Genomic DNA, 24,996 nt, shown 5'->3' on the forward strand with positions numbered 1-24,996 from the left:
AAGGTGGCCTATTTTTTTACCGGTATGTGGTACAATTTTAGAATAGCATTAACAACCTATGTCAAATATTTTTACATTAGTTTCTTCCGAAATGTCAGAAGCCTTAGGAGCATTAGTTTTTGAAATACTATAAATTGGGGAAGGAGTGCTTTCTACTGCCTTTTGAGGGACAAAACCACTGCATCCGGAAAGCAGCAAGGCTCCTGCAAAAGTTAGCACAGCTATAAACCTTTTCACGCTATCACTCCTTGTTTTTAAAATTTAGATTTCAAAGGGAAGTTTTTATATAGAAAATGCTTTCGATGAAACTTATACAATTTTAAATTATACCGATAAGCCATTTTTAAATCAAATGCAAATTTAGGTACAATAGGGGTAAAAAAATAAAAACAGCGACTTTCAAAATACTTGAAAGCCGCTATTTTCAATGGTCGGAGTGACTGGATTTGAACCAGCGACCTCTTGCACCCCAAGCAAGCACTCATACCAAACTGAGCTACACCCCGATTTGCTTTATAATTATAGCATACTCTTTTTTAGTTGTAAATATGTAAATTTAAAATTTTTAATGTATAAAAATTTCAAAAGATGATGATAATTAAAATAAAAATAACCAAAATTTTTTAAGGAGGACAAAAATATGCTTAGCGATGATGTACCATCATCCACTGAGCTTCAAAAATGCAATAAACCCAGCAAGATAAATAAAATATACGGAACAATAATATATTTTTTACTTGTTGTAATAATAAGTCTCATCGTAAACAACATTATAATATACAATTGGTACAACAATACAAAAACCCAGTTTAAGGACACATTTCTCAGGGTTCAAACCATATCTGAGGAAAATATGAGCCTGGAAACTCTTAATGAAACTTTGAAAAATGACTATGCATTGTTAAAAGAAGATTACAGCAAGATTTTAAGTGAGAATGAGAGTATAAAAAAGGAAATCGAGGAGCTTAAGAAGAAAAATGAGGATATCGAAAGAATAAACAAGGAATTGGTGGAGGACAATATAGAACTTCAAAATACATTAAAATTGGCTGCGGCAGCAGGTGTAAAGCCTCAGAACTATACGGAATTTAAAGGAATAAGCTCAAAAAGCTCTATTGAAAGAGGACAATACATCGGAAAATTCTTAGGAACGGCATATACTCCGTCTAAAGAGGAATGCGGCAATGATATCGGAATAACCAACTCCGGAAAACCGATTATTCCCGGGATATCGATTGCAATTGATAAAAATTACTGGCCCTTTGGAACCGTATTTTATATTAAAGGGTTGGGTTATGCAGTAGCTATGGATACAGGTAGTGCAATTAAAGGTAAATATAGATTCGACTTTGCAGTATTCGACAAAAACTTTGCAAATCAACTGGGAGCTAATTATTGGGATGTCTATTTGGTAAAATTGGGTGATGGAAAGGTTGAAGATATCTCTCTATAAAAAAGGCTCCAGAAAAAGAGGTGCGGTAATTGCACTTCTTTTTTTTGCGTTATTATTATTTTTTTGTTAAATCAAAGGAGTTTGACGACTATTAATAGAATAGGAGTAAAAACAACAAAGCATAAACCTTTAAAACATATTTTTTAGCAAGGGGGTAACGAAATGGAAGTAATAAACGTGGGAGGAAATTTTAAAAAAGTTGCAAAGCCTCCCATTAAATTAATCGTTGGAGTAATTGCATTAATAGCCTTTGCACTTCTTTTTTTCAACTCATTCTATACTGTGACCGATCAGGAGCAAGCTGTAGTGCTTACCTTCGGAAAGGTCACAAATATAGAGGGAGCCGGAATTCATTTCAAACTGCCGCGCCCGATACAATCGGTTGTAAAAGTGCCGGTGCAAATGACTCAAAAGCTTGAGCTAGGCTACAGAGATCAGGGGAACGGCAACTATATAACTGTAGATGAAGAATCAAAAATGATTACAGGAGATTTTAACATAGTAAAAATTGATTTTTTCATTGAATGGAAAGTTTCCGATCCTAAAAAATATCTTTTTAATTCCGAGGATCCAAAAGGTATTCTTAGGGACTCCAGCCTAAGTGCCGCCCGTTCTGTTGTAGGTTCTACATCTATTGACGATGTGCTTACCAGCGGAAAAATTGCCATTGAGAACGAAATCAAGGAAAAGTTGATAGCATATCTTGATATCTATGATATCGGAATACAGGTACTCGATGTAAAAATACAGGATTCGGAACCACCTACAGAAGAAGTAAAGCAGGCATTCAAGAATGTGGAGAATGCAAAGCAAAGCAAGGAAACGGCAATGAATGAAGCAAACAAATATAAAAACACGGAGATTCCCAAAGCTCAGGCAGAGGCCGACCGCATATTGCGTAATGCAGAATCGCAAAAGCAGACGAAGATAAATGAGGCCAAGGGAGAAGTAGCTAAATTTTTAAAAATGTATGAGGAATACAAGAATTTCGAAGATATAACAAAGACAAGACTTTATCTTGAAACAATGGAAGAGATACTCCCGGATATCACGGTTTATATTGAAGACGATTCTTCGAGTGTGCAAAAGATTGTTCCGCTAAAGCCATTTAATTCGGAAGGGGGCGAATAGAATGATAAAAAAGATATTGGCAGGTTGTGTATTGGTATTTGCACTAATTATACTGTTGTCAAGCATGTTTATTGTCACAGAAGGAGAATATGTGTGCATAAGAAGGTTTGGAAAAATCATCGACACAAAAGACTCCGCCGGATTATATTTCAAGATGCCCTTTGTTGACAGCAAGTTAACCCTTCCCAATAAAAAAATACTTTACAATCTTCCGGCATCGAACGTATTGACAAAGGACAAAAAGGATATGGTTATCGACAACTATATTATCTGGTATATATCCGACCCTGTGGAGTTTGTCAAGTCCATAGGTTATATATCGGAAGCGGAAAGACGAATTGATGCTGCGGTTTACAATACCGTAAAAAATACTATGGGTACCCTTGAGCAAAACAGTATAATAAACGAAAAGCTGTCGGGAAGAGGAGAGTTCGATAAAATTGTAACCGATGAAGTGGCAAGACAGCTTAGCGGTTATGGTATTACCGTATATGATGTAAAAATAAAAAAGCTGGATTTGCCCATTGAAAATGAAGAGACCGTATACCAAAGAATGATATCCGAGAGAGAAAAAATAGCCGAACAGTACAGGGCTGAAGGTGAATACGAGGCAAACAAAATAAAAAATGAAGTGGATAAACAGGTAAACATCATCATATCGGAAGCCAAAGCCAGTGCACAAGAGCTAATCGGTGAAGGGGAGGCCGAATATATCAAGATTCTTTCCGAAGCATATTCAGGCGAAAAGAAAGAGTTTTACGAATATATAAAAACACTTGAAGCAATGAAAGCGTCTCTTAAAGGAGAAAAAACACTTATACTTCCTTTAGACTCTCCCATCACAAAATATTTTAAGGATATTGACAATTAAATCTCCTCCGAATGTAAAAGCAAAAATATTAAAAAGAAAAGCGGTACTGCATTATTTGATATAAAGCAGTACTCTTTTTTTGTATATTTAAAAGTTCTGCGAACCATAATATGATTAGATATGTTATCCAAAACTAATATATAGCTTGAATTGTAACTAGATTTCCTTAAGGAGTGTAATATATGGCTGATTTTAAAAAACTAATGAAAGACATTTTTGCTTTTAAAGAGCCCAAGCCCCAAGAAGAATTCATATTGAAGGAAAAGGAGTCTGAAAAAATTGACGGCGGGGAAGGCGCAAATGAAAAAGCTCCTGAAAAAAAGAAAAAAGGTTTGTTTAAAAACTTTTTTGTAAATGGAGAAAAGAAAGACGGCGATTCCAAAAATGAAAACGACAGTCCTGAAAAAATGGTATATGTGAGCAAAAACTTAGACGAAAATGTCAATTATCTTAAAAAGAGATTTTCAATTCCTACCAATGGGGACGTAGTCCTAAGAGAGTTTGATATTGTAGTGAAAGATAAAAAAATTCCCGCATGCCTTATATTTTACGACGGGATGGTTAACGGCATGCTTATAAATCTTAATATACTACAGCCGTTAATGCTTCTTTCAAACCTTGATATAAAAGATAAAGACGGAGAGAACAATATTTCGGAATATATTCACAGAAGCTTGGTTACTCACAATCAGGTAAAAGTATCCCGCGAGTTCGATGAAATTGTTGGGGAAATTAATTTTGGCGGCTGCGGGGTTTTTATCGACGGAATAGAAACTGCCTATGCTTGTGATGTAAAGGGATGGCAGCATAGGTCGGTAGACAGGCCCAATAACGAGATTGTTATAAGGGGTCCCCAGGAAAGCTTCAATGAGATACTTAGGGTAAACACTGCCCTTATCAGAAAAATATTAAAAGACGAAGACCTTGTGGCAGAAAGTATTGAAATAGGAGCGAGAAGTAAAACTCCTTGTTCAATGCTGTATATAAAGGACATTGCAAATGAATCTCTAGTAGCCGAAGTAAGAAGACGGCTTAAAAGCATTAAAACAGATTACATATTCGACACTGGAGAACTGGAGCAGTATATAGAGGACAATACCATAATGTCCACTCCGCAAATAGTGGCTACGGAAAGGCCGGACAGAGTGGCATCCATGCTTGCAGAGGGAAAAGTGGCAGTGATTATGTCTGGAAGCCCCTTTGCTCTTGTAATGCCCACTACCAATAATGATTTTCTCCAGTCGGCTGAAGATTCTTATGTAAGGTTTCCATATGCAAACCTGCTTCGGGTAATGAGAGTTATAGCCATATTTATGTCACTGCTCTTACCGGGGCTTTATGTGGCAATAACCAATTATCATCATGAAATGATTCCGACAGACCTTCTTTTTGCCATAGAAGCCTCTCGGGAGAGAGTGCCTTTTCCGTCGGTGGTGGAAATAATCATAATGGAATTTGCCTTTGAGCTTATTCGTGAAGCAGGTCTTAGGGTTCCCAGTCCTATAGGTCCAACTCTTGGCATAATCGGTGCTTTGATACTGGGCCAGGCTGCAGTGGCAGCAAATATTGTAAGCCCGATTCTCATAATTGTGGTTGCAGTTACCGGTATCGGTTCTTTTGCCATACCAAATTTTTCACTGGGCTTTTCTTTTAGAATTTTGAGGTTTGCTTATGTTTTTCTTGCAGCTATGGCAGGTTTTCTGGGAATTACCTTTGGGCTTTTTGTGCAAAGCATTATTCTGTGTAATGCAAAATCTTTCGGAGTGCCTTTTATGGCACCTTTCGGACCAAAGACCAATAGCGGTTTTCAGGACCAGTTCTTTAGGTCGCCTATTTGGAAACAGGAAAAAAGGCCTGACTTTTTAAATACCAAGGATACTCGAAAACAGCCTAAAATATCAAGGCAATGGATAAAAGGCAACAAGAAAAAGTAATAAATATTAAGACATTGCGATAGGAGGACTTCTGTGGAAGGTAAAGTAATTTTCGGAAAAAGAGAAGCGATATCAATTCTGCTAGTACTTATATGTAACCAGTTGATTTTAGGATTCCCGAGCATTATGTCAAATAGTGTGGGAAGTGCAGGGTGGATTATGACCATTTACGTTTCCATAATCACATTATGCCTTTTTCTTATAATGGCAAAGCTTTATTCTGCGTTTGAAGGAAAAGATTTATTGGATATAGGCGAATTTGTCGGAGGAAATATCATAAGGATTATTGTCGGCCTTTTAGTCGTGATTGATACCGTTTTCTTAATTTCAATAAAATTGAGAGAATATACTGAGCATATAAAGATAATAAGCTTTACCCAATCTCCGGTTAGTTTCATAACGCTGTTCTTTACCTTAGGGATGATAATTAGCGTCTATTACGGCATAGAACCCTTGGTAAGGAGTGCATCAATTGTTGTTCCTGTTGTTGCTGTTGGGATCATAATAGTTGTTGCAGGTTCTGTCAAAAATTTTGAGTTTTCAAATATTATGCCGATTCTTGGTACGGGTCCATATGATATCTTTGTAGGAGGCCTGCCGAGAATATCAATATATTCAGGGCTCCTTCCTCTTTTTTTCATACCTCCTTTTATGGGAGGTTATAAAGATATAAAAGAAATTGGCATATTGGCAATTATTATATCCAGTGTGGTTTTAACCTTGGGAATTCTTGCATATTTGCTTGTATTTCCATACCCCACTTCCGCTAATAGTGTTCTTCCTTTTTTTGAACTGTCAAGGGTTTTGGAGTACGGAAGGTTCTTTCAAAGAATTGAGTCGGTTTTTTTGCTTACATGGTCGCTGGCAGGTATGATATATCTTAGCTCCGGGTTGTATTTTATAGTATATGTGTTTTCAAAAACCTTTAGACTCAAGTACTATAGACCGCTTATAATTCCTTTTACCTTGATAATTTTTGCATCAAGTCTCATACCCAAAAGCCTGATAGAGATAATGTATATTGATAACAAGATAATCAGGTATTACTCTTGGATAATTACTTTCGGTATGACATTGATTCTTCTGGTAATTGCAAGACTTGTGAAAAGAAAAAAGAGAGGGATGGCTAAAAATGGGAAGTAAAACAAGGAAGATTTTCATAGTACTTATTGTCCTTATTATGTGTTTTTCCATGACAGGATGCTTTGACAAAAGAGAGGTAGACGATTTGGTCAATCCTATAGCTATCGGACTTGATAAAGGAAGAAACCGTTCTATCCGAATGACTTTGCAAATAGCGATTCCGACAAAAGTGGCCGGAGGAGGAGAAGGCGGAGGAGGGGGCGGAGGTAAAGAATCCGTATCCTATACAACCGTTGAAGCACCATCGATTTATTCGGGGTTGAATATGATAAACACTTATGTCAGTAAACAGCTTAATATGTCACAGATAAAGGTTCTTGTTTTTTCCGAGGAACTGGCAAGGGAAGGCATTGAAAAATACGTAAATTCCCTTATGAGAGGAAGAGAGTTCAGGCCAAATTCCTACCTTTTGGTGGCAAGAGGCAGCGGAAATGCTGCAGAGAGATATTTAAGGGCAGTAGAACCGGAACTGGAATCAAATCCTGCAAAATATTATGAGATGGTTCTGAGTGCCTACTCCTATACAGGTTTTTCGTCAAACACTACTCTTGTGAATTTCTACAAGAATATGGTGAGTGAATCCAGCCAGCCTTTGGCAGTCTTGGCTGATATAAGCAAGTTTGAAAATTCCGATGACATAAATATGGACAATTCCACATACAGGGAAAAAGGAAGGGATTTTCCGTTGGAAGGCGATTTCAAAGCCGGAGATATGCCAAAGGTAGGTACAATAAAGTCGGAAATAATGGGACTTGCTGTTTTTAACGGCGCAAAAATGGTTGGAGAGTTTGACGGGGAGGAAACCCAGCTTCAACTTATGCTGGAAGGGGATTTTGGTTATTCTTATGTCACAATACCTGACCCTATAGCAGAGGACTATGTAGTTCTCCTTAGTATAAGGCAAAACAGAAAGCCTAAAAGAACTGTTGAAATGATAGATGAAAAACCCAATATTAAAGTAAAGATTTACCTTGAAGCAGATATTCTTTCAATACAAAGCGGTATTAATTATGAAAGCATAGACAAAGTGAAAATACTTGAAGATTCGGCAGAGGAATTTATTGAAAAAGATCTTGCTAAAATGCTTGAAAAGACTGCAAAAGAGTTTAAAAGTGATACTCCGGGATTTGGAAAAGAAATGAAAGGGAAATTCTTGACCTGGGATGAATGGATAAATTTCAACTGGATAGAAAAGTATCCTGAGTCTAAATTTGAAGTCGATGTCGATTTAAAAATAAGAAGACCCGGACTTATGTTAAGGACATATCCTGCAACCGGTATTGAGGTAGGTGAAGAATAAATTATGATTTTCATATTACGGGTTATTTTGGCAATAATTTTGCTATGGGTGTTTATAAAGACAATAAGTTACGGAAAGTGGACATGGGATAAAAAAAACAGGCTTGGTGCCGTTATGATTTTTGTTGTTGCACTGGCTGCTGTCATTCTTCCCATATATGTATTCTATATAAGGTATTAAAGGTGGTTTTGGTATGAACAATAACATTACTTTTGGAAGCCATGAAGCTATATGCCTCATGATTACCATGATTTCAACAAAAGCCATACTGAATTTTCCGAGCGCTATGGCCAAAATAGGAGGCCCGGCTGCATGGATTGTGGCAATATATATATCACTTCTTGTCATTATAGCCTTTTATATAGTAAGCAAGCTGTATTCCAAATTCGAAGACAAGGATATTATTGACATTGGTGGCATTTTGGGCGGAAAAGCCTTAAAAATCCTGTTGGGTGTTTTAATATTAATTTTTCTTATTGCTTTGCTGTCATTTTACCTTAGAAGTTTTAGCGAAGAAATGAAAACGATGGGATTTACAATATCTCCAATAGGATTTGTTATGCTATTTTTTGTGTTTGGCATGATTATAAGTGCTTATGTGGGAATCGAAGCTTTGATAAGGTTTCAGGCAATAATTGTTCCCGTTACTGTAATAAGCTTTATATTATTTATTATCGCTTTGATACCCTCTATGAGCATTGATAATATCAAACCCATATTAGGCCTGGGCTCTTATAATGTATTTGTAAAAGGGGCTGTTCGAATATCCGATTTTGCCGAATTAATTTTTTTGTTTTTACTGCCGCCTTTTATAAAAAAAACAGATGTTTTTAACAAGACAGGCTTTATTGGTCTTGTTATCTGTTCATTGGTACTTACAAGTCTTACCTTTTCGTTTGTAAGCATATATCCCTATCCGATTTCGACGGGTGATCTGCTGCCGGCATATGAACTTGCCCGTATCATAAAATTCGGACGTTTTTTCGAAAGAGCAGAAAGTATACTGGTCATTACCTGGGCAACCATAGGTTTTATGTATTTGAGCACAGCGTTTTATTTTCTGTTGCATGTATTTAAAAAGACCTTTGGCCTTCGTTATTATGAACCTCTTATATTGCCCTTTGCATTGGTGATTATGAGTACAAGCCTTATACCGGAAAGGCTGATGAATATCATATCGTTGGAATCCGGGATTTTTAGAAACTTTATATGGATAATAGTTTTTATACTTCCTGTTGTGCTTTTAATTGTTACAAGAGCCGTAAGAAGGGAAAAAAGCGGCAACTCTTCTTGACGGATAAAAAGGATGTAAAATAAGCAATTGAATGAAGATTGCTTTACGCTTGTTGATTAATAATACAAAAACATTTCTTGGGGAATAATTAAGTTTTTGACACTTTTTTCGCTTAATATGAATAATATATTACAATCGTGTTACAACTATTGACAAAAAGTGTTATTAATTATAATCTAAGCTTAACAAAAGCGTATGTGAATGTGTCATGTCATATACTATATTAGGGTAATATTAATTTAACCCAATGAAAATATTAATCATAGGTTTGCCCCCTTTAAATTTTGTCAGGTGCATATTTTAATGCACCTTTATTTATTGGGTTTGGAATGAAGGATTTAAGTAAATAAAAAACCTGCTTCATTTCTGAAACAGGTTTTTGGCAGGGGCAGCAGGAATCGAACCCGCAACCAACGGTTTTGGAGACCGCTACTCTACCAATTGAGCTATACCCCTTCGGCGCTTTTTTAGTATACAACAGCTTTACTTTTATGTCAATGCTTTTTAAGAAATTTTTTGTGTAATTTTTGCTCTTGTTTGTGGTAAGATAGAAAAGGATAAATTTACCCCAGTTATTGTTAAAGGAGAGAAGAACAATGGACAACAAAATCGGTTTTATCGGCGCAGGCAATATGGGCTATGCTATGATAACCAGTATAGCAAAATCCGGTATTGTTCCTGCAGAAAATGTTTTAGTCTTCGATGTCGACAAGGACAAGCTTTCCGTTTTGAAGGAAAATGCGGGAATAACCATTTCGGACAGTGCTCTTGAGACTACCCAAAAAGCGGATATAATTATTCTTGCAGTAAAGCCCAACACGGTTAAAGCAGTTCTTAATGATATAAAGCCTGCTATTGACAATAATAAAATACTGGTTTCTGTTGCAGTGGGAATACCGATTAAATTTTATAAAAATATAATCGGAGAGGATAAAAAGTTTATTAGGACAATGCCTAATACTCCTGCGCTGGTAGGAGAAGGAATGACTTTGATGTGTTGTGACGAAAATGTTAACCAAAAAGAGGCCGAACAAGTAAAAAAAATATTTGAGTGCTTCGGTAAAGTAGAATTCTTGGAAGAAAAACTGATGAGCGAAGTAACGGCAGTTACCGGCAGCAGTCCGGCATATGTCTTTATGTTTATTGAAGCAATGGCCGATGCCGCTGTTCTTTCGGGAATACCAAGAAGTCTGGCATACAAGCTTGCCGCCCAGGCTGTTTTGGGATCTGCCAAAATGGTTATTGAGACAGGCAAGCATCCGGGAGAGTTGAAAGACCAGGTATGCTCACCTGCCGGTACTACCATTGAAGCTGTACGTTCTCTTGAAAAAAATCGATTCAGACATGCTGTAATTGAAGCAATGGATGAATGTACCAAAAAAGCTTTAGAGATAGGCAAGATGTACGATTAATTTTAAAACCCTAATAATGCAAAATACACAAGGAGCTGCCATGAAAAAAGTAAGTATTTACACTGACGGTGCCTGTTCCGGCAATCCGGGAGACGGGGGCTGGGGAGCAATACTGATATACGGAAATCATAAAAAAGAAGTGTCCGGCTTTGAAAAGGACACTACAAACAACAGGATGGAGCTTATGGCTGCCATTAATGCTCTAAATATGCTAAAAGAACCGTGCGAAGTGGACCTTTACAGCGACAGTGCCTATCTTGTAAATGCTTTTTTGTTGAACTGGATTGAAAAGTGGAAGAAAAACGGCTGGAAGACTTCTGGTAAAGAAGATGTAAAAAATGTCGAACTATGGAAGGAACTTGACAGGCTGAGCAGTATTCATAAAATTAAATGGATTAAAGTAAAGGGACACAGCGACAATGAATACAACAACAGGTGTGACAAGCTTGCTACGGATGAAATCAAGAAAAACAAGAAATAATTTATTATTTTAGGAGGATATATTCTAATGAACTATGAAGAAAAGACCGTGTCAAAAAAGCGCGTTTACGATGGCAATATTATAAGTGTGGAAAGCGTTAACGTTCTGCTTCCCAATGGAAAAGAAGCTTCCCGTGATGTGGTTTTGCATCCGGGAGCATCGGTTGTCATCCCCATAAGCGATAATAATGACGTTTATATGGTAAGGCAATTCAGAAAGCCTGTTGAAAAGGAGCTTTTGGAATTGCCTGCAGGAAAGCTGGACAAGGGTGAAGATCCTGAAGTTTGTGCAAGGAGGGAATTAAAAGAGGAAACGGGCCTTGAAGCCGATAAAATAAAGCATATTTTAAGCTACTATTCAGCACCGGGCTTTACCAATGAAATATTACATGTATATGCGGCCGTCGGACTTCATGAGGGAGAAGCCTGTGCCGATGAGGATGAGTTTATTTCCTCAAAAAAGGTTCCCATAAACAAGCTGGTGGAAATGGTCCTAAACAATGAAATAAACGACGCCAAAACAATAATAGGTATACTTTTGGCAGAGAAAATAGTCAAGGGAGAAATAAAGCTATAAGACAGAGGAAGATATGGCACATTACAATATAAGCAAAATATACAAGCCGTTTTTTAAGTAAAGTTTACAATACATTTTGATGTATTGTAATTTTTTTTTGTTTTTAAGCATAGAATCATTAATGTAAAAGGCAATTGCCTGGCAGCATCTGAATAAAGCTGCAATAAAAAAGCTTAGAGGGGATAAAATGATAAAGAAGATATATGAGGTTTTAACTTCACATATAAAAAACAATATAAACACTTATTTCTTTCTATTAATGATGTATATCGGAGGGGTGTCTGCAGGAGCTTTTACTGTTAATGGATTAAGCTCGCTTCAAAGAAATGAGCTGATAAATTACTTTCAAGGATTTTTAGAGCTTTTTGAGCATCAATGGGTTGACAGCAACGAAATATTAAGAATATCCATTATGGATAATGCCAGATTGGTGATTGCGTTATGGGTTCTGGGAGTAACCATCATCGGTATACCCTTTATATACCTTATTATTGGAATAAGAGGTTTTATCACCGGATTTACATCGGGCTTTATAATTTACATTATGGGCTTTAAAGGTGCTATGTTTACATTCTTGACAATTCTTCCAAAGGAAATAATTGTTGTCCCGTGTATTATTGCCCTTGGGGTAAACGGAATTAAATTTTCGCTTAACATTGTCAAGAACAAATCATCAAAGCAAATGTCAAAAGACAGCCTTAAAACGAGCTTTTTTGCCTACTGTTTCGTTACTTTGTTTTTTTCGTGTTTTATAATTGCAGGAATATTGGTAGAAGCATATATTTCACCGGTTTTTATGAGGATGATGATTTCCTGAAAGGTAGATACGCAAAGTATATTTTTACGCAAAACTGAGTTAGTTAAAATAATTAAAATAATCATAATTATAAATGCATAAATACTATTTTATTGTAAGTAATGCACAAAAAAAAATGAGAAAATTATTCAATGTACCAAATTATTCTACATAACATGGGAAAATATTGCATTGTAACTAGAAATTTTTATATAATGTAAAGGATGAATAATATTATTGGTAACTGAAATGTTCAGCAATTAATCTGTTAAAAGTTGAGATATAATTCATTTTTATACAATTTAGTGCAATTATCATACAAGAAAATTTTATATTTAAAATAAATATTGTAAATAAGAAGGAGTAGAATGCTAATGGAAAAATTAGTGCTGGATTTTCTGGATTTCCTAAAAAATGACAAACGATTGTCTCTTAACACTTTGCAATCGTATAAAAGAGACATAGAACAGTACATAACATATTTAAAGGATATGAAAGTTCAAAATATTGCAAATACGAATAAAACTACTGTTATAGCATATCTTTTGCACTTGCAAAAAAAAGGCAGGGCAACTTCCACCATATCCCGCAACCTTGCATCAATAAGGTCGTTTTATCAATACTTGACCAAAAAGGGGATAATATCTCAAGACCCTACAGAAAATCTGGAGTCGCCGAAGGTAGAAAAGAAACTTCCGCAGATTCTCTCGACAAAAGAAGTGGAGCTTCTTTTGGAGCAGCCGAAGTGCGATGACTTAAAGGGATACAGAGACAAAGCAATGCTTGAGCTCCTTTACGCTACCGGAATAAGAGTCTCCGAGCTTATTTCCCTTGATTTGGATGACGTAAACCTCGAGATGCAATTCATAAGATGCAACAAAGGTTCGAGGGAAAGGATTATCCCTATCGGGTCGATTTCCGTAAATGCCTTGAGCGAATATTTGTCGAAGTCAAGAAATCTTTTAATACAAAGACCTGACGAAAAGGCTCTGTTTGTGAATATAAACGGAAAAAGGCTGACCAGACAGGGGTTCTGGAAGATAATAAAGCAGTACAAAAATCAGGCTAAAATCAGCAAAGACATAACTCCCCATACGCTGAGGCACTCCTTTGCTGCACATCTTCTTGAAAACGGTGCGGATCTTAGGTCAATACAAAAAATGCTCGGGCATTCCGATATTTCATCGACGCAGATTTATGCACAACTCGCAAAAAACCGAATAAAGGAAATCTATAAAAAGACTCATCCTAGAGCTTAAATAAACAATTTTAAACAAATAAAGAATGATTTATTAAATTTAATATTTGTAATATAATAAGAAGGTGGGATAAAAATATCCTACCTTTCTTATTTAGCTGCTTGAAGTAAAATGAAATAGCAACCTTCATTAATGACAAAGGAGAAACAAACGATGAAAAGAGCTATAATAATTGTTTTGGACAGCGTAGGCATGGGAGAGCTTCCCGATGCCGGGAAATACTGCGATGAAGGCAGCAATACTTTGGGAAATATTTTAAAAAACATACCGGGATTTAACCTGCCAAATCTTGAATCTTTGGACCAGGAAAATATCAACGGCATGACAGGCTATAAGCCTTCAAAAAACCCTGTTGGCTGTTACGGAAGAATGGCAGAAAAATCCGCCGGCAAGGACACAACCACAGGGCATTGGGAAATTGCCGGTCTAATATTGGACATACCTTTCCCTGTATATCCGAATGGATTTCCCGAGGATGTAATTAAAAAATTTGAAGACAGTATAGGAACCAAGACTTTAGGAAATGTTGCAGCATCCGGAACAGAGATAATCAAGTTGTTAGGAGATGAGCATGTAAAGACGGGTTATCCAATTGTGTACACATCCGCCGACAGTGTGTTTCAGATAGCGGCTCATGAAGATGTAATACCGATTGAAAGGCTCTATGACATGTGCAAGAAAGCAAGAGAAATTCTTTCAGGTGAGCATGCTGTAGGACGAGTCTTTCTTTCAAGCATCCTGTAAGGCATTATGAATACTTTCGGAGGTAAAATTATGAGAATAGTTGATTTAATAAACAAAAAAAAGCGTGGAGAGAATTTATCTGCTTCTGAAATTGATTATATCGTCCAAGGCTATACAATGGGTGAGATACCGGACTATCAAATGTCTGCATTTTTGATGGCTGTATATTTCAAAGGAATGAGCAAGGAGGAGATTGCAAACCTCACTTTATCCATGGTAAATTCCGGAGAAACCGTTGATTTATCGATGATTGAAGGCATCAAGGTTGACAAGCATTCCTCCGGTGGCGTGGGAGACAAGATTAGCCTTGTAATAGTTCCGCTTTGTGCCTGCGTGGGAATTCCCGTTGCTAAAATGTCCGGCCGGGGACTGGGGCACACCGGTGGAACAATTGATAAATTGGAATCTATAGAAGGTTTTAGAACAGAGCTTTCAAAAGACGAATTTGTAAATAACGTGAACAAATATAAAATGGCTATAGTGGGCCAATCGCCAAATCTCACCCCTGCGGACAAAAAAATATATGCTTTAAGGGATGTTACCGGTACGGTGGACAGTATTCCGCTTATTGCAAGCTCAATAATGAGTAAAAAAATCGCGTCCGGATGCGATTGTATTGTTTTAGATGTCAAGGTGGGTTCCGGAGCCTTCATGAAGTCGGTGGACGAAGCTGTGATTTTGGCAAAGACGATGGTGGAAATAGGGAAGTCTCTGGGAAGAAAAACTGTTGCAGTTGTAACCGACATGAATCAGCCTTTAGGTCATGAAGTGGGAAATGCCAATGAGGTAAAAGAAGCAATAGGGATATTAAAGGGCCGCGGCGCCGAAGATGAAACAACTGTGGCATTGACAATTGCGTCCTATATGGCAGTATTAGGCGGTGCTTTTTCGGACTATGAATCCGCCTATAAGAAAATGCGCGAACTGATAGAATCCGGAGAGGCCGTGGAAAAGCTAAAGGAATTCATCAGGATACAGGGAGGAAATCCCGAAGTGGTGGACAATCCTGACCTTTTGCCAAAGGCAGAAAAGCACATAGAAATCAAGTCTTCGGTGTCAGGTTATGTAAACTCAATTAATGCAGAAGACATAGGTGTTTCGGCAATGCTTCTTGGTGCAGGAAGAAAGACCAAGAATGACAGTATAGACTTTTCGGCAGGTGTCACAATGGTAAAAAAGGTCGGCGATTGGGTTGATGAAGGAGACACCCTTTGCATACTTCATACCAACAAGACGGACATTAATGATGCCAAAGAGCTTTCCAAAAGTGCTTTTGTCATAAAAGACAAAAAGCCTGAGCCTGTAAAATTCATTCATTGTGTTATTGATTAAAAGAAACGTACAAACTTTTTTAAAATAAGTATATATAGGCTTTTTCAAGCATAAAAATCTAATAATGATAAATGCTTGGAGGGGTCTTTAGGTGTTGAAAAAGGTCATAATTTTTGTTATAGCTGCAGTATTTTTGTTAAACATAACGGCAATATCCGTTCTTTCTGCTCCGGCTGTCGGCGAGTCGGTATACGATGTTGAAACTGTTGCCGAAATAATGACAAATACCAATGTATTTGAGTTGCAAGCAAAAAGCTATGTTTTAATGGATGCTGCTACCGGGCAGGTTCTTTTGGAAGGAAGAAGCCATGAAAAGCTTCCCATAGCAAGCGTTACAAAAATCATGTCGATGCTGTTGGTAATGGAAGCAATTGACTCCGGAAAAATCAACATGGATGATATAGTCACAGCATCGGAATATGCAGCAGGTATGGGAGGTTCTCAAGCTTATATTGAGCCGGGCGAGCAGTATACTGTAAAAGATGCTTTAAAAGCAGTTGCCACCCACTCATCCAATGACGTAACCGTTTCTCTGGCCGAACTTGTAGCCGGAAGCGAGCAGGCTTTCGTAGTACTCATGAACGAAAGGGCAAAGGAACTTGGCATGAACAATACTAATTTCCTTGATTGTACCGGGCTTACGGATGAAGGGCATTACAGCACGGCATACGATGTGGCACTTATGTCGAGGGAGCTTATTGTAAACCATCCGAGAATTCTTGAGTTTACTTCAATCTGGATGGATACCTTTAGAAACGGAGAATTTCAGCTGGTTAATACCAACAAGCTTGTTCATTTCTACGAAGGATGTGACGGACTTAAAACAGGATTTACCCGGGCAGCAGGCCACTGCCTTTCGGCAACTGCCACAAGGAACAACATGAGGCTCATTTCGGTAGTATTGGGTGAACCGGATTCAAACACCAGATTTGCTGAAACCAGAAAGCTTTTAGACTACGGATTTGCCAATTACGAGTCTACCCAGGTGAACAAAAAAGGTGAAATAGTCAGCGAAATTGAAGTTAAAAAAGCATTAATTCCAAAGATAAAGGCCCTTTACAGTGATGATGTAAAGCTTCTTCTTGCAAGAAGCGATAAAGGCAAAGTAATCAGGGAAGTGCGATTGAAAGGATCCCTTACGGCACCGGTATCAAAAGGTGAGAAGGTTGGTGAAGTAGTTTATAAAGTCGATGAGAGAGAAATCGGAAAAGTGGACCTTGTTTCCGACAGGGATATACAAAAAGCCTCTTTTGGAAAATTGTTTGTAACTATGCTGTCAAGCTGGTTTAATCTTGGAAGGAGCTAAAGAAATCACCTAAATAATCAGGCAATAATTAACCGTGTCAGCCCAATTTACAGGGTACACGGTTTTTTGTTTTTTATATAGCAAATGTCAAATTGATTGAAAAAAATTTTGAAATACGAGGATATTTAGATATAATTATTATTAACTAAAAATTGCGGCCAAAGAAAATGTGAAACGTATTAAAAGGATTGATAAACATGGCTTTGTTGTTAATACTCATCGGCGCTTTTATTATAGGTTTCACAGGAGCATTTATGCCCGGACCTATGTTGGGAATTACAATAGACGGGAGCTTTAAAAAGGGATGGATAGCCGGTCCGTTGATAGTTTTCGGGCACGGAATCCTGGAGCTTTTATTAATTGTGCTCATGATATTGGGATTGAAAGATTTCTTTTCCAATTTGGCAGTTTCAGGGCTTATCGGACTATTTGGCGGTCTTTTTCTTGCATGGATGGGCTATGATATGGTAAAGTCCGCTATAAATAAATCGGTTTCACTAAACAGCCAAAAAACAGGGAATAGCTCAGACATAAGAAATCTTGTATTGTCAGGAATATATATAAGTGCAACCAATCCTTATTTTATTTTTTGGTGGGCATCAACGGGGATGGAATCAATACGACGTGCTTATGAGCTAGGACTAATTGGGGTTTTGTTTTTCTATGTAGGGCATATTTTATCGGACTTTGTATGGTACACCGTGATATCCATAGCAGTATCTAAAGGAAAGAAGCTTATTAGCGATACCGTGTATTTACGGATTGTTTTGCTATTGGGAATATTTATTATAGCCTTTTCGTTCTATTTTATAAGCAGCGGATGGAAAATGCTTTCAAGCAGTATCATGTAAAAAATTAATGCACAGGTTCATTTGTGGCGGTATTACTTCTATAAAAGTATACCGAATATTAAGTAAGCTAAGAGGCAGGATATTAATTAGAAAGAAATGATTAATATTGAAAGCGGCAGGAAATATTATGCTTACCTTAATATTTCATCTATTGCATATTGATTATTAATTGCAAAGCTGTAAAAAAAATCTTTGACATTAGACAAAAAATGATATAAAATATTTTAAATTTATATGAGGAGGAAAGAGAGCATGGCTTACATCTATAACGATGTGTCAAGAACTTTTAGTGAATACTTACTAATACCAAACCTTACAACGGAAAAATGTACTCCGGATAATATAGACCTGAGCACTCCCATGGTAAAGTTTAAAAAAGGTGAAGATTGCAGTCTGAAGCTAAATATTCCTATTGTATCTGCTATTATGCAGTCAGTGTCCAACGATACATTGGCAATAGCTCTTGCCAGATGTGGAGGATTGTCTTTTATATATGGTTCTCAGGCAATTGAAAGCCAGGCTGAGATGGTTAGAAAAGTAAAAAAATATAAATCGGGATTTGTTGTCAGTGATTCAAATCTTACTATCGACAGCACATTAAAGGATGTCATTGACTTAAAAAGCAAAACAGGACATTCCACTATTGCAATAACTGACGACGGCACATCTTCAGGAAAGCTTCTCGGATTGATTACTACAAGGGATTACAGAATAAGCAGGGATCCTCTGGATAAAAAAGTTAAAGATTTCATGACACCTTTCTCTAAGCTTGTTGTAGGTAAGTTGGGTATCAGTTTAAGCGAAGCAAACGACATAATATGGAACCACAAACTCAATTGTCTTCCTATTGTTGATGATGAGCAAAGACTTCACTATTTGGTTTTCAGAAAGGACTATGACGACCACAAGCAAAACCCTTACGAACTGCTTGACAGCAATAAGAGACTTAGAGTGGGAGCAGGTATAAACACAAGAGATTATAAAGAAAGAGTACCAGCATTGGTGGAGGCAGGAGTTGACGCTCTCTGTATAGACTCATCCGACGGATTCTCCATATGGCAGAAATATACCTTGGATTATATAAAATCAAATTACAATATTAAAGTCGGCGCAGGAAATGTTGTTGACAGGGAAGGCTTCTTGTATCTTGCAGAGGCAGGAGCCGATTTTGTAAAGATAGGAATCGGAGGAGGCTCCATTTGCATAACCCGTGAACAAAAGGGTATCGGAAGAGGACAAGCTTCTGCTGTTATTGAAGTGGCAAAAGCAAGGGATGAATACTTTGAGAAAACCGGTGTCTACATTCCTTTGTGCTCTGACGGCGGTATTGTTCACGATTATCATATTGTATTGGCACTGGCAATGGGTGCTGATTTCGTAATGATGGGAAGATATTTTGCAAGATTCGACGAAAGCCCTACAAAGAAGGTTAAAAGCGGAAACGGTTATGTAAAAGAATACTGGGGAGAAGGCTCAAACAGGGCTAGAAACTGGCAGCGTTATGACCATGGTGGAGAAAGCACAAGCATGAAATTTGAAGAAGGCGTGGACAGTTACGTGCCCTATGCAGGTAAACTGAGCGACAACCTTGAAATTACGTTAAATAAGATAAAAGCTACAATGTCAAGCTGTGGTGCAGCTTCCATAAGTGAGCTTCAGAAAACCGCAAGATTAACTTTGGTGTCTTCCACAAGCATAATAGAAGGTGGAGCCCACGACGTTATATTAAAAGACAAGGATTATTGATTTACGCTTTAGAATTTGTGCCTCTTACAGGTCATACAGAAATAAGACCTGTGCGGGGCACAATTTTATTTTAAATAGAATATACCCATAAAACTTGTGTTAGTATAATATATAATATACAATAGAAAAATATTGCAATTTTTATATAAATTCCAAGCGTCAAAAAGGCACAAATAAGCAATTCATAGAATTTTTGCAGGATTTTATCTTGACTCTTGCAAATATTAATGCTACGATTATGTATATTAATTATATAAAGGAATGCCTTTATAATTTTAATTTAGTTGGGGTATTGATTTTAATGTAAATGTGGAAGGTGGAAAATATGTTTGTTTCAAAGGCTTTAAAGGTTAACGCTAAAAATCACCTTGAAATCGGCGGATGTGATTGTGTTGATCTTGTAAACAATTTCGGCACTCCCTTGTATGTAATGGATGAAAGTCTTGTAAGGGAAAATTGCCGTGCATATAAAAATGCGTTGGACAAATATTATGACGGAAAAGGTCTGGTGCTTTATGCCAGCAAGGCTTTCTGCACAATGGCAATATGCAAAATTGCCGCCCAGGAAGGTCTCGGACTGGACGTGGTATCGGGTGGAGAACTATACACTGCAATCAAAGCAGGTTTCCCCATGGACAGGATTTATTTTCACGGAAACAATAAGACTATTGGCGAATTGGAGCTGGCAATTGACAGCAACGTAAGAAGGATAGTAGTGGACAACAGGCAGGAACTTTTTCATATAAACAGAATCGCTGGTGAAAAAGGAAAGACTGTAAACATTTCCTTTAGAATAAAGCCTGGAATTGATGCCCATACCCATGACTTTATCCGTACAGGACAAATTGACTCCAAATTCGGTGTTGCCCTTGAAAACGGTGAGGCGATTGAAATAATTGCGGAAGCTGCAAAGCTCAGCAATGTCAAGGTAGTGGGGCTGCATTGCCATATTGGCTCTCAGATTTTTGACATAAGTCCATTTGAGGAAGCAGCAAGAGTAATGCTGAACTTTATCGCAAAATTAAAAGAGGAGCTGGGAATAGAGATTGAAGAATTAAATCTCGGAGGAGGTTTCGGTATAAAATATACCGAGGAGGATGACCCGGTAGAGTATGAGCAGTATATAAAATCGGTTTCAAATGTTGTAAAAAGCGTGTGCGAAGAAAAGGGAATAAAGCTTCCGTTTATAGTGATGGAGCCGGGCAGATCCATCGTTGCCTCTGCCGGAATAACACTGTATAAAATCGGTACCATAAAGGATATCAAGGGCGTAAGAAAATATATCGCTGTTGACGGCGGAATGACCGATAACCCAAGATATGCCCTTTATCAATCAAAATATGAAGGTGTTATTGCCAACAAAGCTGACGCAAAGAAGACAGAAAAGGTTACAATTGCGGGTAAGTGCTGTGAATCCGGTGACTTGCTGGGTAAGGATGTGATGCTTCCCGAAGTGGAAGAGGGAGACATTCTGGCGATTCTTGCCACCGGAGCATACAACTATTCCATGTCCAGCAACTACAACCGCATTCCAAGACCTCCGGTTGTACTTGTAAAAGACGGCAAAGCAAGAATTATTGTTAAAAGGGAAGACTATGACGACATAATAAGAAACGATATTCTGCCTGAAGACCTGTAAAATCAATAGACTTAGATAAAATGATAAAAAAAAGAGCACATTTCAAATTTTGTGCTCTTTTTTATATATTCTGATATAATGAATCATATAACAAAGCAATAAATATCCCAAACTTCTAAAGTTACGGGTATAGATTTGCTTTTTTGGCGGCAAGCTTATATTGCCCGGTTGAAACCTTAAAGGCAGTATCAAACCGCGGTATTTTAAATTCGTACAATATCTGATACGATTTATAGTAAAGAGTATTTGTTGGAGAGATGAAAATGGATATTATAACCGGCCATGTAAATAGTGATTTTGATTGTCTTGCGTCCATGATAGCGGCAAACAAGCTCTATCCCCATGCTGTCATGGTGCTTCCGGGGATAATAGGAAAGGATGTAAGAAAATTTTTAAACCTGTACAGGGACTCATTCAATTTTATATCTGTAAAGGACATAGATATAGACCAAATTGAAAGAATAATTGTTGTGGACACAAACTCAAAATCAAGGCTTGAAAAGCCCCTTGGCAAATTGTTTGACAAGCCTGATGTTGATATCTTAGTGTATGACCATCATCCTTTATCCGAAAACATGATTGAAACTCAGAAAACCTTCATCAAAGACGTGGGAGCATGTGTTACTTTGCTCGTGGATGAAATTCAAAAACTTGGTATTGAAGTTTCTCCTTTGGAAGCAACAGTTTTGGCCCTAGGAATATACGCCGACACCAACTGTCTGACGCTGCCAAAAACTTCTTCAATGGATGCAAATGCCCTTGCCTTCCTTTTGTCCAAGGGGGCCAATTTGCAGGTTATAGATGATTATATGACAAATCCTTTGAGCCTAAGTCAGCAGGTTCTTTTGGAAAAAATGGGCAAAAATATCAAAGTCATAGACATAAATGGCTTTAAAGTGGCTTTTTCCGCGGCAGAAGCTGAGGAATATGTAGACAATGCGGCTTTTCTGACAAGAAAGCTGCTGGAGGAAAGGGATTACGATGCTTTCTTCTCAATTCTCAGAATGGAGGGCAAAACATATATAATCGGAAGAAGCCTTGAAGATGAAATTGATGTAGGGCAGGCAATGACCTTCTTTAACGGCGGCGGGCACACGGGTGCAGGCTCGGGAAAATCCGATGAAGCCGACCTTGACAAAGTTTTAAGCTCCATTGAAAAAATTCTTAGAGAAAATATTCGCCCGGTGGAAAGAGCAAAAGATATAATGAGCTCACCGGTAAAAACCATCTCTTTGGATTCCAGTATAGATGAAGCCGGAAAGATAATGCTAAGGTACGGTCATTCCGGACTTCCGGTGGTAAAAGACGGCATTCTTTGCGGAATTATATCCCGAAGGGATGTTGAAAAGGCGCGTTTGCACGGTTTTGGCAACTCTCCCGTCAAAGCATATATGACAAAGAATGTAATTACGATAAATCCCGAAACTCCGCTAAAGACAATTGAGGACCTTCTTGTGGAGCACAACATAGGAAGGCTTCCTGTGGTGTCCGGAAACAAACTTTTAGGCATTGTTACTAGGTCGGATATCATCGCTACTTTCTTTGGTGAAAACTCTCCACGGTGGTATAAAAAGAATTATCTTGACAGTCAAAACTTGGTTCATAAAAATCAAAATCTGTCCGACAAAATAAATGCTCTTCCCAAAAGGGTAAAAAATCTTCTTATTGAAGCGGGCAAAATTGCAGATGATGAGGGCTTGAACGCATATGTTGTTGGAGGTTTTGTGCGCGACCTCATACTTGGAGAGGAAAACTTCGACATTGATATTGTAGTAGAGGGAGATGCCTTAAGGTTTTCCGAAAAACTTGCAAATCATTATCAAGCACAACTTACAAAGCACGATAGGTTTGGTACTGCAGTGGTGGTGCTGGAGGATGATTTTAAGATTGATGTGGTAACCGCCCGGAAAGAATATTATGAATATCCTGCGTCCCTTCCGGTGGTTGAAGGAGGCACTATAAAGGACGACCTCTTTAGAAGAGATTTTACCATAAACAGTATGGCAATAAAGCTCAACAAATCGGGATTTGGCAATATAGTAGACTTCTACGGGGGCAGAAAAGACCTTCAGATGGGGCTTATAAGGATATTGTACAACTTAAGTTTTGTGGAAGACCCTACAAGGATATTTAGAGCTATAAGATTTGAGCAAAGATATGACTTTAAAATGGAGGAAAAAACCGAAGAATTTGCGATAAAGGCAATAGAATCGGGTATTCTTGGCAAAGTAAGCCTCGAGAGAATAAACTTTGAGTTCTTTGCAATGCTGAAAGAAAGTAATATTTTAGCTATTTTAGAAAGAATGGAAAACTTGCGCATATTTAAAATGGTTTATCCCGAAATCAAGCTTACCGACGGTTTAAAGAAGCTTCTAAAAAACGCCGAAGAAGATTTGGCTTATTTTAGAGAAAAGTTAAAATCCCAAGAAGCTATAGACAGGACTCTTTTGTATTTGCTAATCTTGTATTCCGATATGAGCTTTGAAAATGCCTCCAAATTATCGGAAAACATGAGGCTTTCAAAAGAATACAAAAGCGAAATACTAAAGCTCATTGAAGTAAAAGACAGGGTACTTTCAAATTTGTCAGGAAATATTGATATGTCCAATTATCATGTTTATAATGAGTTAAAGGGGGTATCTGTAGAAATTTTGCTCGTGCTATGTATGCTAAGCAGGGAAAAGAAATTAATCGCCAGAATAATCCTATATATAAATAGCCTAAAAGATATCAAAACACAGGTAACTGGCAAAGATTTAAAGCAGCTGGGAATAGAACCGGGCCCTGAATATGCGCTCCTTCTTGAAAAGGTTCTTGCAGAAAAACTCAACGGCAATCTGCAAACCTATAACGATGAGCTTGCGTTTCTTAAAAAAATAATTAATGAAGAAAAAAAATAGTATTGTATTTTTAAGGAGAAGAAAATGTTGTTACAGCAATTTAAAAACAGTCCGGAATTGATAATTTACTGGTTTATGATTTTTGCTTTTTCCATATCGGTTCATGAGTCGGCTCATGCTTATGTTGCCTATCGTTTAGGGGACTCGACGGCTAAAGACAAAGGAAGAATTACAATTGACCCGTTAAAACACCTTGATTTACTGGGAACAATCATGATGTTAATCAGTTTTATAGGATGGGCAAAGCCTGTGCCTATAAATTCGTCCAATTTTAAAAATAAAAAAGCCGGTACCATTTTGGTAAGTCTGGCAGGTCCGCTTTCCAATTTTATTCTGGGAGTATTTTTTGCTATTCCTCTTGCTTATGTAAGTTTAAAGTATTATCCCTTGGATTATAGCCCCTTAAGTCCGGTGGTAATTATTTATAATTTTGCCTTCTATGGCTTTATTATGAATATAGCTTTGGCAGTTTTTAATTTTCTGCCATTGCCGCCCCTTGACGGCTCTAAGATATTTACTGCCGTTTTGCCGTCAAAATATTATTTTAAAATTTCGCAATACCATAATACTGCTTTTATTATTCTGATATTATTGTCTTATACCGGATGGCTGGACAAAATAATTACTCCGGTTATTGATGGGGTGCAAAGTGCCATATTCGCTGTAATTGTACCCATAATAAAGCTTATTGTATAAAAAATATGATTAGACTTTAATATAAAAAAAAGATATAATTTATTACTGTAAGAATCATATGACAAGATTTATTTTATATAGGAGCATTCCTGTAATGAAACAAAATGATCTTTGAAAAAGAAGATGCCAGGC

General features: G+C 37.4%; 21 protein-coding genes, 2 tRNA genes and 1 pseudogene. 21 read left to right on the top strand and 3 right to left on the bottom strand.

Annotated elements, in window-relative coordinates; genetic code table 11:
* Positions 1–48: 48 nt before the first annotated feature.
* Positions 49–237, bottom strand: a complete 189-nt coding sequence (locus PLH43_RS06790; protein ID WP_324361419.1) for a hypothetical protein — start codon at positions 235–237, stop codon at positions 49–51.
* Positions 238–428: 191 nt separating this feature from the next.
* Positions 429–506 (bottom strand) — tRNA-Pro (locus PLH43_RS06795).
* A gap of 134 nt (positions 507–640) precedes the next feature.
* On the opposite strand from PLH43_RS06795, the gene PLH43_RS06800 reads away from it, so the two are divergent.
* From PLH43_RS06800 to PLH43_RS06835, 8 genes are all read left to right on the top strand, one after another.
* The gene (locus PLH43_RS06800; protein WP_324361421.1) at positions 641–1,453 is read left to right on the top strand and encodes a 3D domain-containing protein; all 813 of its coding nucleotides are present in this window, start codon (positions 641–643) and stop codon (positions 1,451–1,453) included.
* Positions 1,454–1,615: 162 nt separating this feature from the next.
* A complete protein-coding gene (gene hflK, locus PLH43_RS06805) occupies positions 1,616–2,584 on the top strand; it encodes an FtsH protease activity modulator HflK (protein ID WP_324361422.1) in 969 nt (322 codons plus the stop codon).
* Between the two features lies 1 nt (position 2,585).
* A complete protein-coding gene (locus PLH43_RS06810) occupies positions 2,586–3,455 on the top strand; it encodes a protease modulator HflC (protein WP_324361424.1) in 870 nt (289 codons plus the stop codon).
* Between the two features lie 182 nt (positions 3,456–3,637).
* Entirely contained in the window at positions 3,638–5,389 is a 1,752-nt protein-coding gene (locus PLH43_RS06815) for a spore germination protein (RefSeq protein ID WP_324361426.1), read from the top strand.
* Positions 5,390–5,422: 33 nt separating this feature from the next.
* Positions 5,423–6,532: an endospore germination permease gene (locus PLH43_RS06820; RefSeq protein ID WP_324361428.1), complete on the top strand. Its 1,110-nt coding sequence runs from the start codon at positions 5,423–5,425 to the stop codon at positions 6,530–6,532.
* Positions 6,522–7,832 carry a Ger(x)C family spore germination protein gene (locus PLH43_RS06825; RefSeq protein WP_324361430.1) on the top strand — a complete coding sequence of 437 codons (1,311 nt, stop codon included), beginning with the start codon at positions 6,522–6,524 and terminating at the stop codon, positions 7,830–7,832. The genes PLH43_RS06820 and PLH43_RS06825 overlap by 11 nt, the downstream gene beginning before the upstream one ends.
* A 3-nt stretch (positions 7,833–7,835) precedes the next feature.
* Positions 7,836–8,012: a hypothetical protein gene (locus tag PLH43_RS06830; RefSeq protein WP_324361432.1), complete on the top strand. Its 177-nt coding sequence runs from the start codon at positions 7,836–7,838 to the stop codon at positions 8,010–8,012.
* A 13-nt stretch (positions 8,013–8,025) separates the two neighbouring features.
* The gene (locus tag PLH43_RS06835; RefSeq protein WP_324361434.1) at positions 8,026–9,126 is read left to right on the top strand and encodes an endospore germination permease; all 1,101 of its coding nucleotides are present in this window, start codon (positions 8,026–8,028) and stop codon (positions 9,124–9,126) included.
* A 380-nt stretch (positions 9,127–9,506) separates the two neighbouring features.
* Here the strand turns inward: PLH43_RS06835 and PLH43_RS06840 are convergent.
* Positions 9,507–9,582, bottom strand: a tRNA-Trp gene (locus PLH43_RS06840).
* A gap of 140 nt (positions 9,583–9,722) precedes the next feature.
* On the opposite strand from PLH43_RS06840, the gene proC reads away from it, so the two are divergent.
* From proC to PLH43_RS06905, 13 genes and pseudogenes are all read left to right on the top strand, one after another.
* Positions 9,723–10,538: a pyrroline-5-carboxylate reductase gene (gene proC, locus PLH43_RS06845; protein ID WP_324361436.1), complete on the top strand. Its 816-nt coding sequence runs from the start codon at positions 9,723–9,725 to the stop codon at positions 10,536–10,538.
* 40 nt (positions 10,539–10,578) lie between these two features.
* Positions 10,579–11,019, top strand: coding sequence for a ribonuclease HI (rnhA, locus tag PLH43_RS06850; RefSeq protein WP_324361438.1), 441 nt, complete (start codon positions 10,579–10,581; stop codon positions 11,017–11,019).
* Positions 11,020–11,046: 27 nt separating this feature from the next.
* Positions 11,047–11,595: an NUDIX hydrolase gene (locus PLH43_RS06855; protein ID WP_324361439.1), complete on the top strand. Its 549-nt coding sequence runs from the start codon at positions 11,047–11,049 to the stop codon at positions 11,593–11,595.
* A gap of 187 nt (positions 11,596–11,782) precedes the next feature.
* Positions 11,783–12,412, top strand: coding sequence for a stage II sporulation protein M (spoIIM, locus tag PLH43_RS06860; RefSeq protein ID WP_324361442.1), 630 nt, complete (start codon positions 11,783–11,785; stop codon positions 12,410–12,412).
* A gap of 353 nt (positions 12,413–12,765) precedes the next feature.
* A complete protein-coding gene (xerD, locus tag PLH43_RS06865; protein ID WP_324361443.1) occupies positions 12,766–13,650 on the top strand; it encodes a site-specific tyrosine recombinase XerD in 885 nt (294 codons plus the stop codon).
* Between the two features lie 153 nt (positions 13,651–13,803).
* Positions 13,804–14,373 (top strand): annotated as a pseudogene (locus tag PLH43_RS06870) (phosphopentomutase); the annotation flags it as partial.
* 51 nt (positions 14,374–14,424) lie between these two features.
* The gene (locus PLH43_RS06875; RefSeq protein ID WP_324361445.1) at positions 14,425–15,726 is read left to right on the top strand and encodes a pyrimidine-nucleoside phosphorylase; all 1,302 of its coding nucleotides are present in this window, start codon (positions 14,425–14,427) and stop codon (positions 15,724–15,726) included.
* A gap of 91 nt (positions 15,727–15,817) precedes the next feature.
* Complete coding sequence (locus PLH43_RS06880; RefSeq protein WP_324361447.1) at positions 15,818–17,032, top strand: D-alanyl-D-alanine carboxypeptidase family protein; 1,215 nt, start codon at positions 15,818–15,820, stop codon at positions 17,030–17,032.
* A 197-nt stretch (positions 17,033–17,229) separates the two neighbouring features.
* A complete protein-coding gene (locus PLH43_RS06885; protein ID WP_324361449.1) occupies positions 17,230–17,883 on the top strand; it encodes a LysE family transporter in 654 nt (217 codons plus the stop codon).
* A gap of 252 nt (positions 17,884–18,135) precedes the next feature.
* Entirely contained in the window at positions 18,136–19,629 is a 1,494-nt protein-coding gene (locus PLH43_RS06890) for an IMP dehydrogenase (RefSeq protein ID WP_324361451.1), read from the top strand.
* Positions 19,630–19,954: 325 nt separating this feature from the next.
* Complete coding sequence (gene lysA, locus PLH43_RS06895) at positions 19,955–21,268, top strand: diaminopimelate decarboxylase (RefSeq protein ID WP_324361453.1); 1,314 nt, start codon at positions 19,955–19,957, stop codon at positions 21,266–21,268.
* A 263-nt stretch (positions 21,269–21,531) separates the two neighbouring features.
* Entirely contained in the window at positions 21,532–24,168 is a 2,637-nt protein-coding gene (locus tag PLH43_RS06900) for a CBS domain-containing protein (protein ID WP_324361455.1), read from the top strand.
* A gap of 24 nt (positions 24,169–24,192) precedes the next feature.
* Positions 24,193–24,864 carry a site-2 protease family protein gene (locus PLH43_RS06905; RefSeq protein ID WP_324361458.1) on the top strand — a complete coding sequence of 224 codons (672 nt, stop codon included), beginning with the start codon at positions 24,193–24,195 and terminating at the stop codon, positions 24,862–24,864.
* Positions 24,865–24,996 lie beyond the last annotated feature (132 nt).

The organism is Acetivibrio sp. (assembly GCF_035371925.1).
Lineage (GTDB): Bacteria > Bacillota > Clostridia > Acetivibrionales > Acetivibrionaceae > Hungateiclostridium.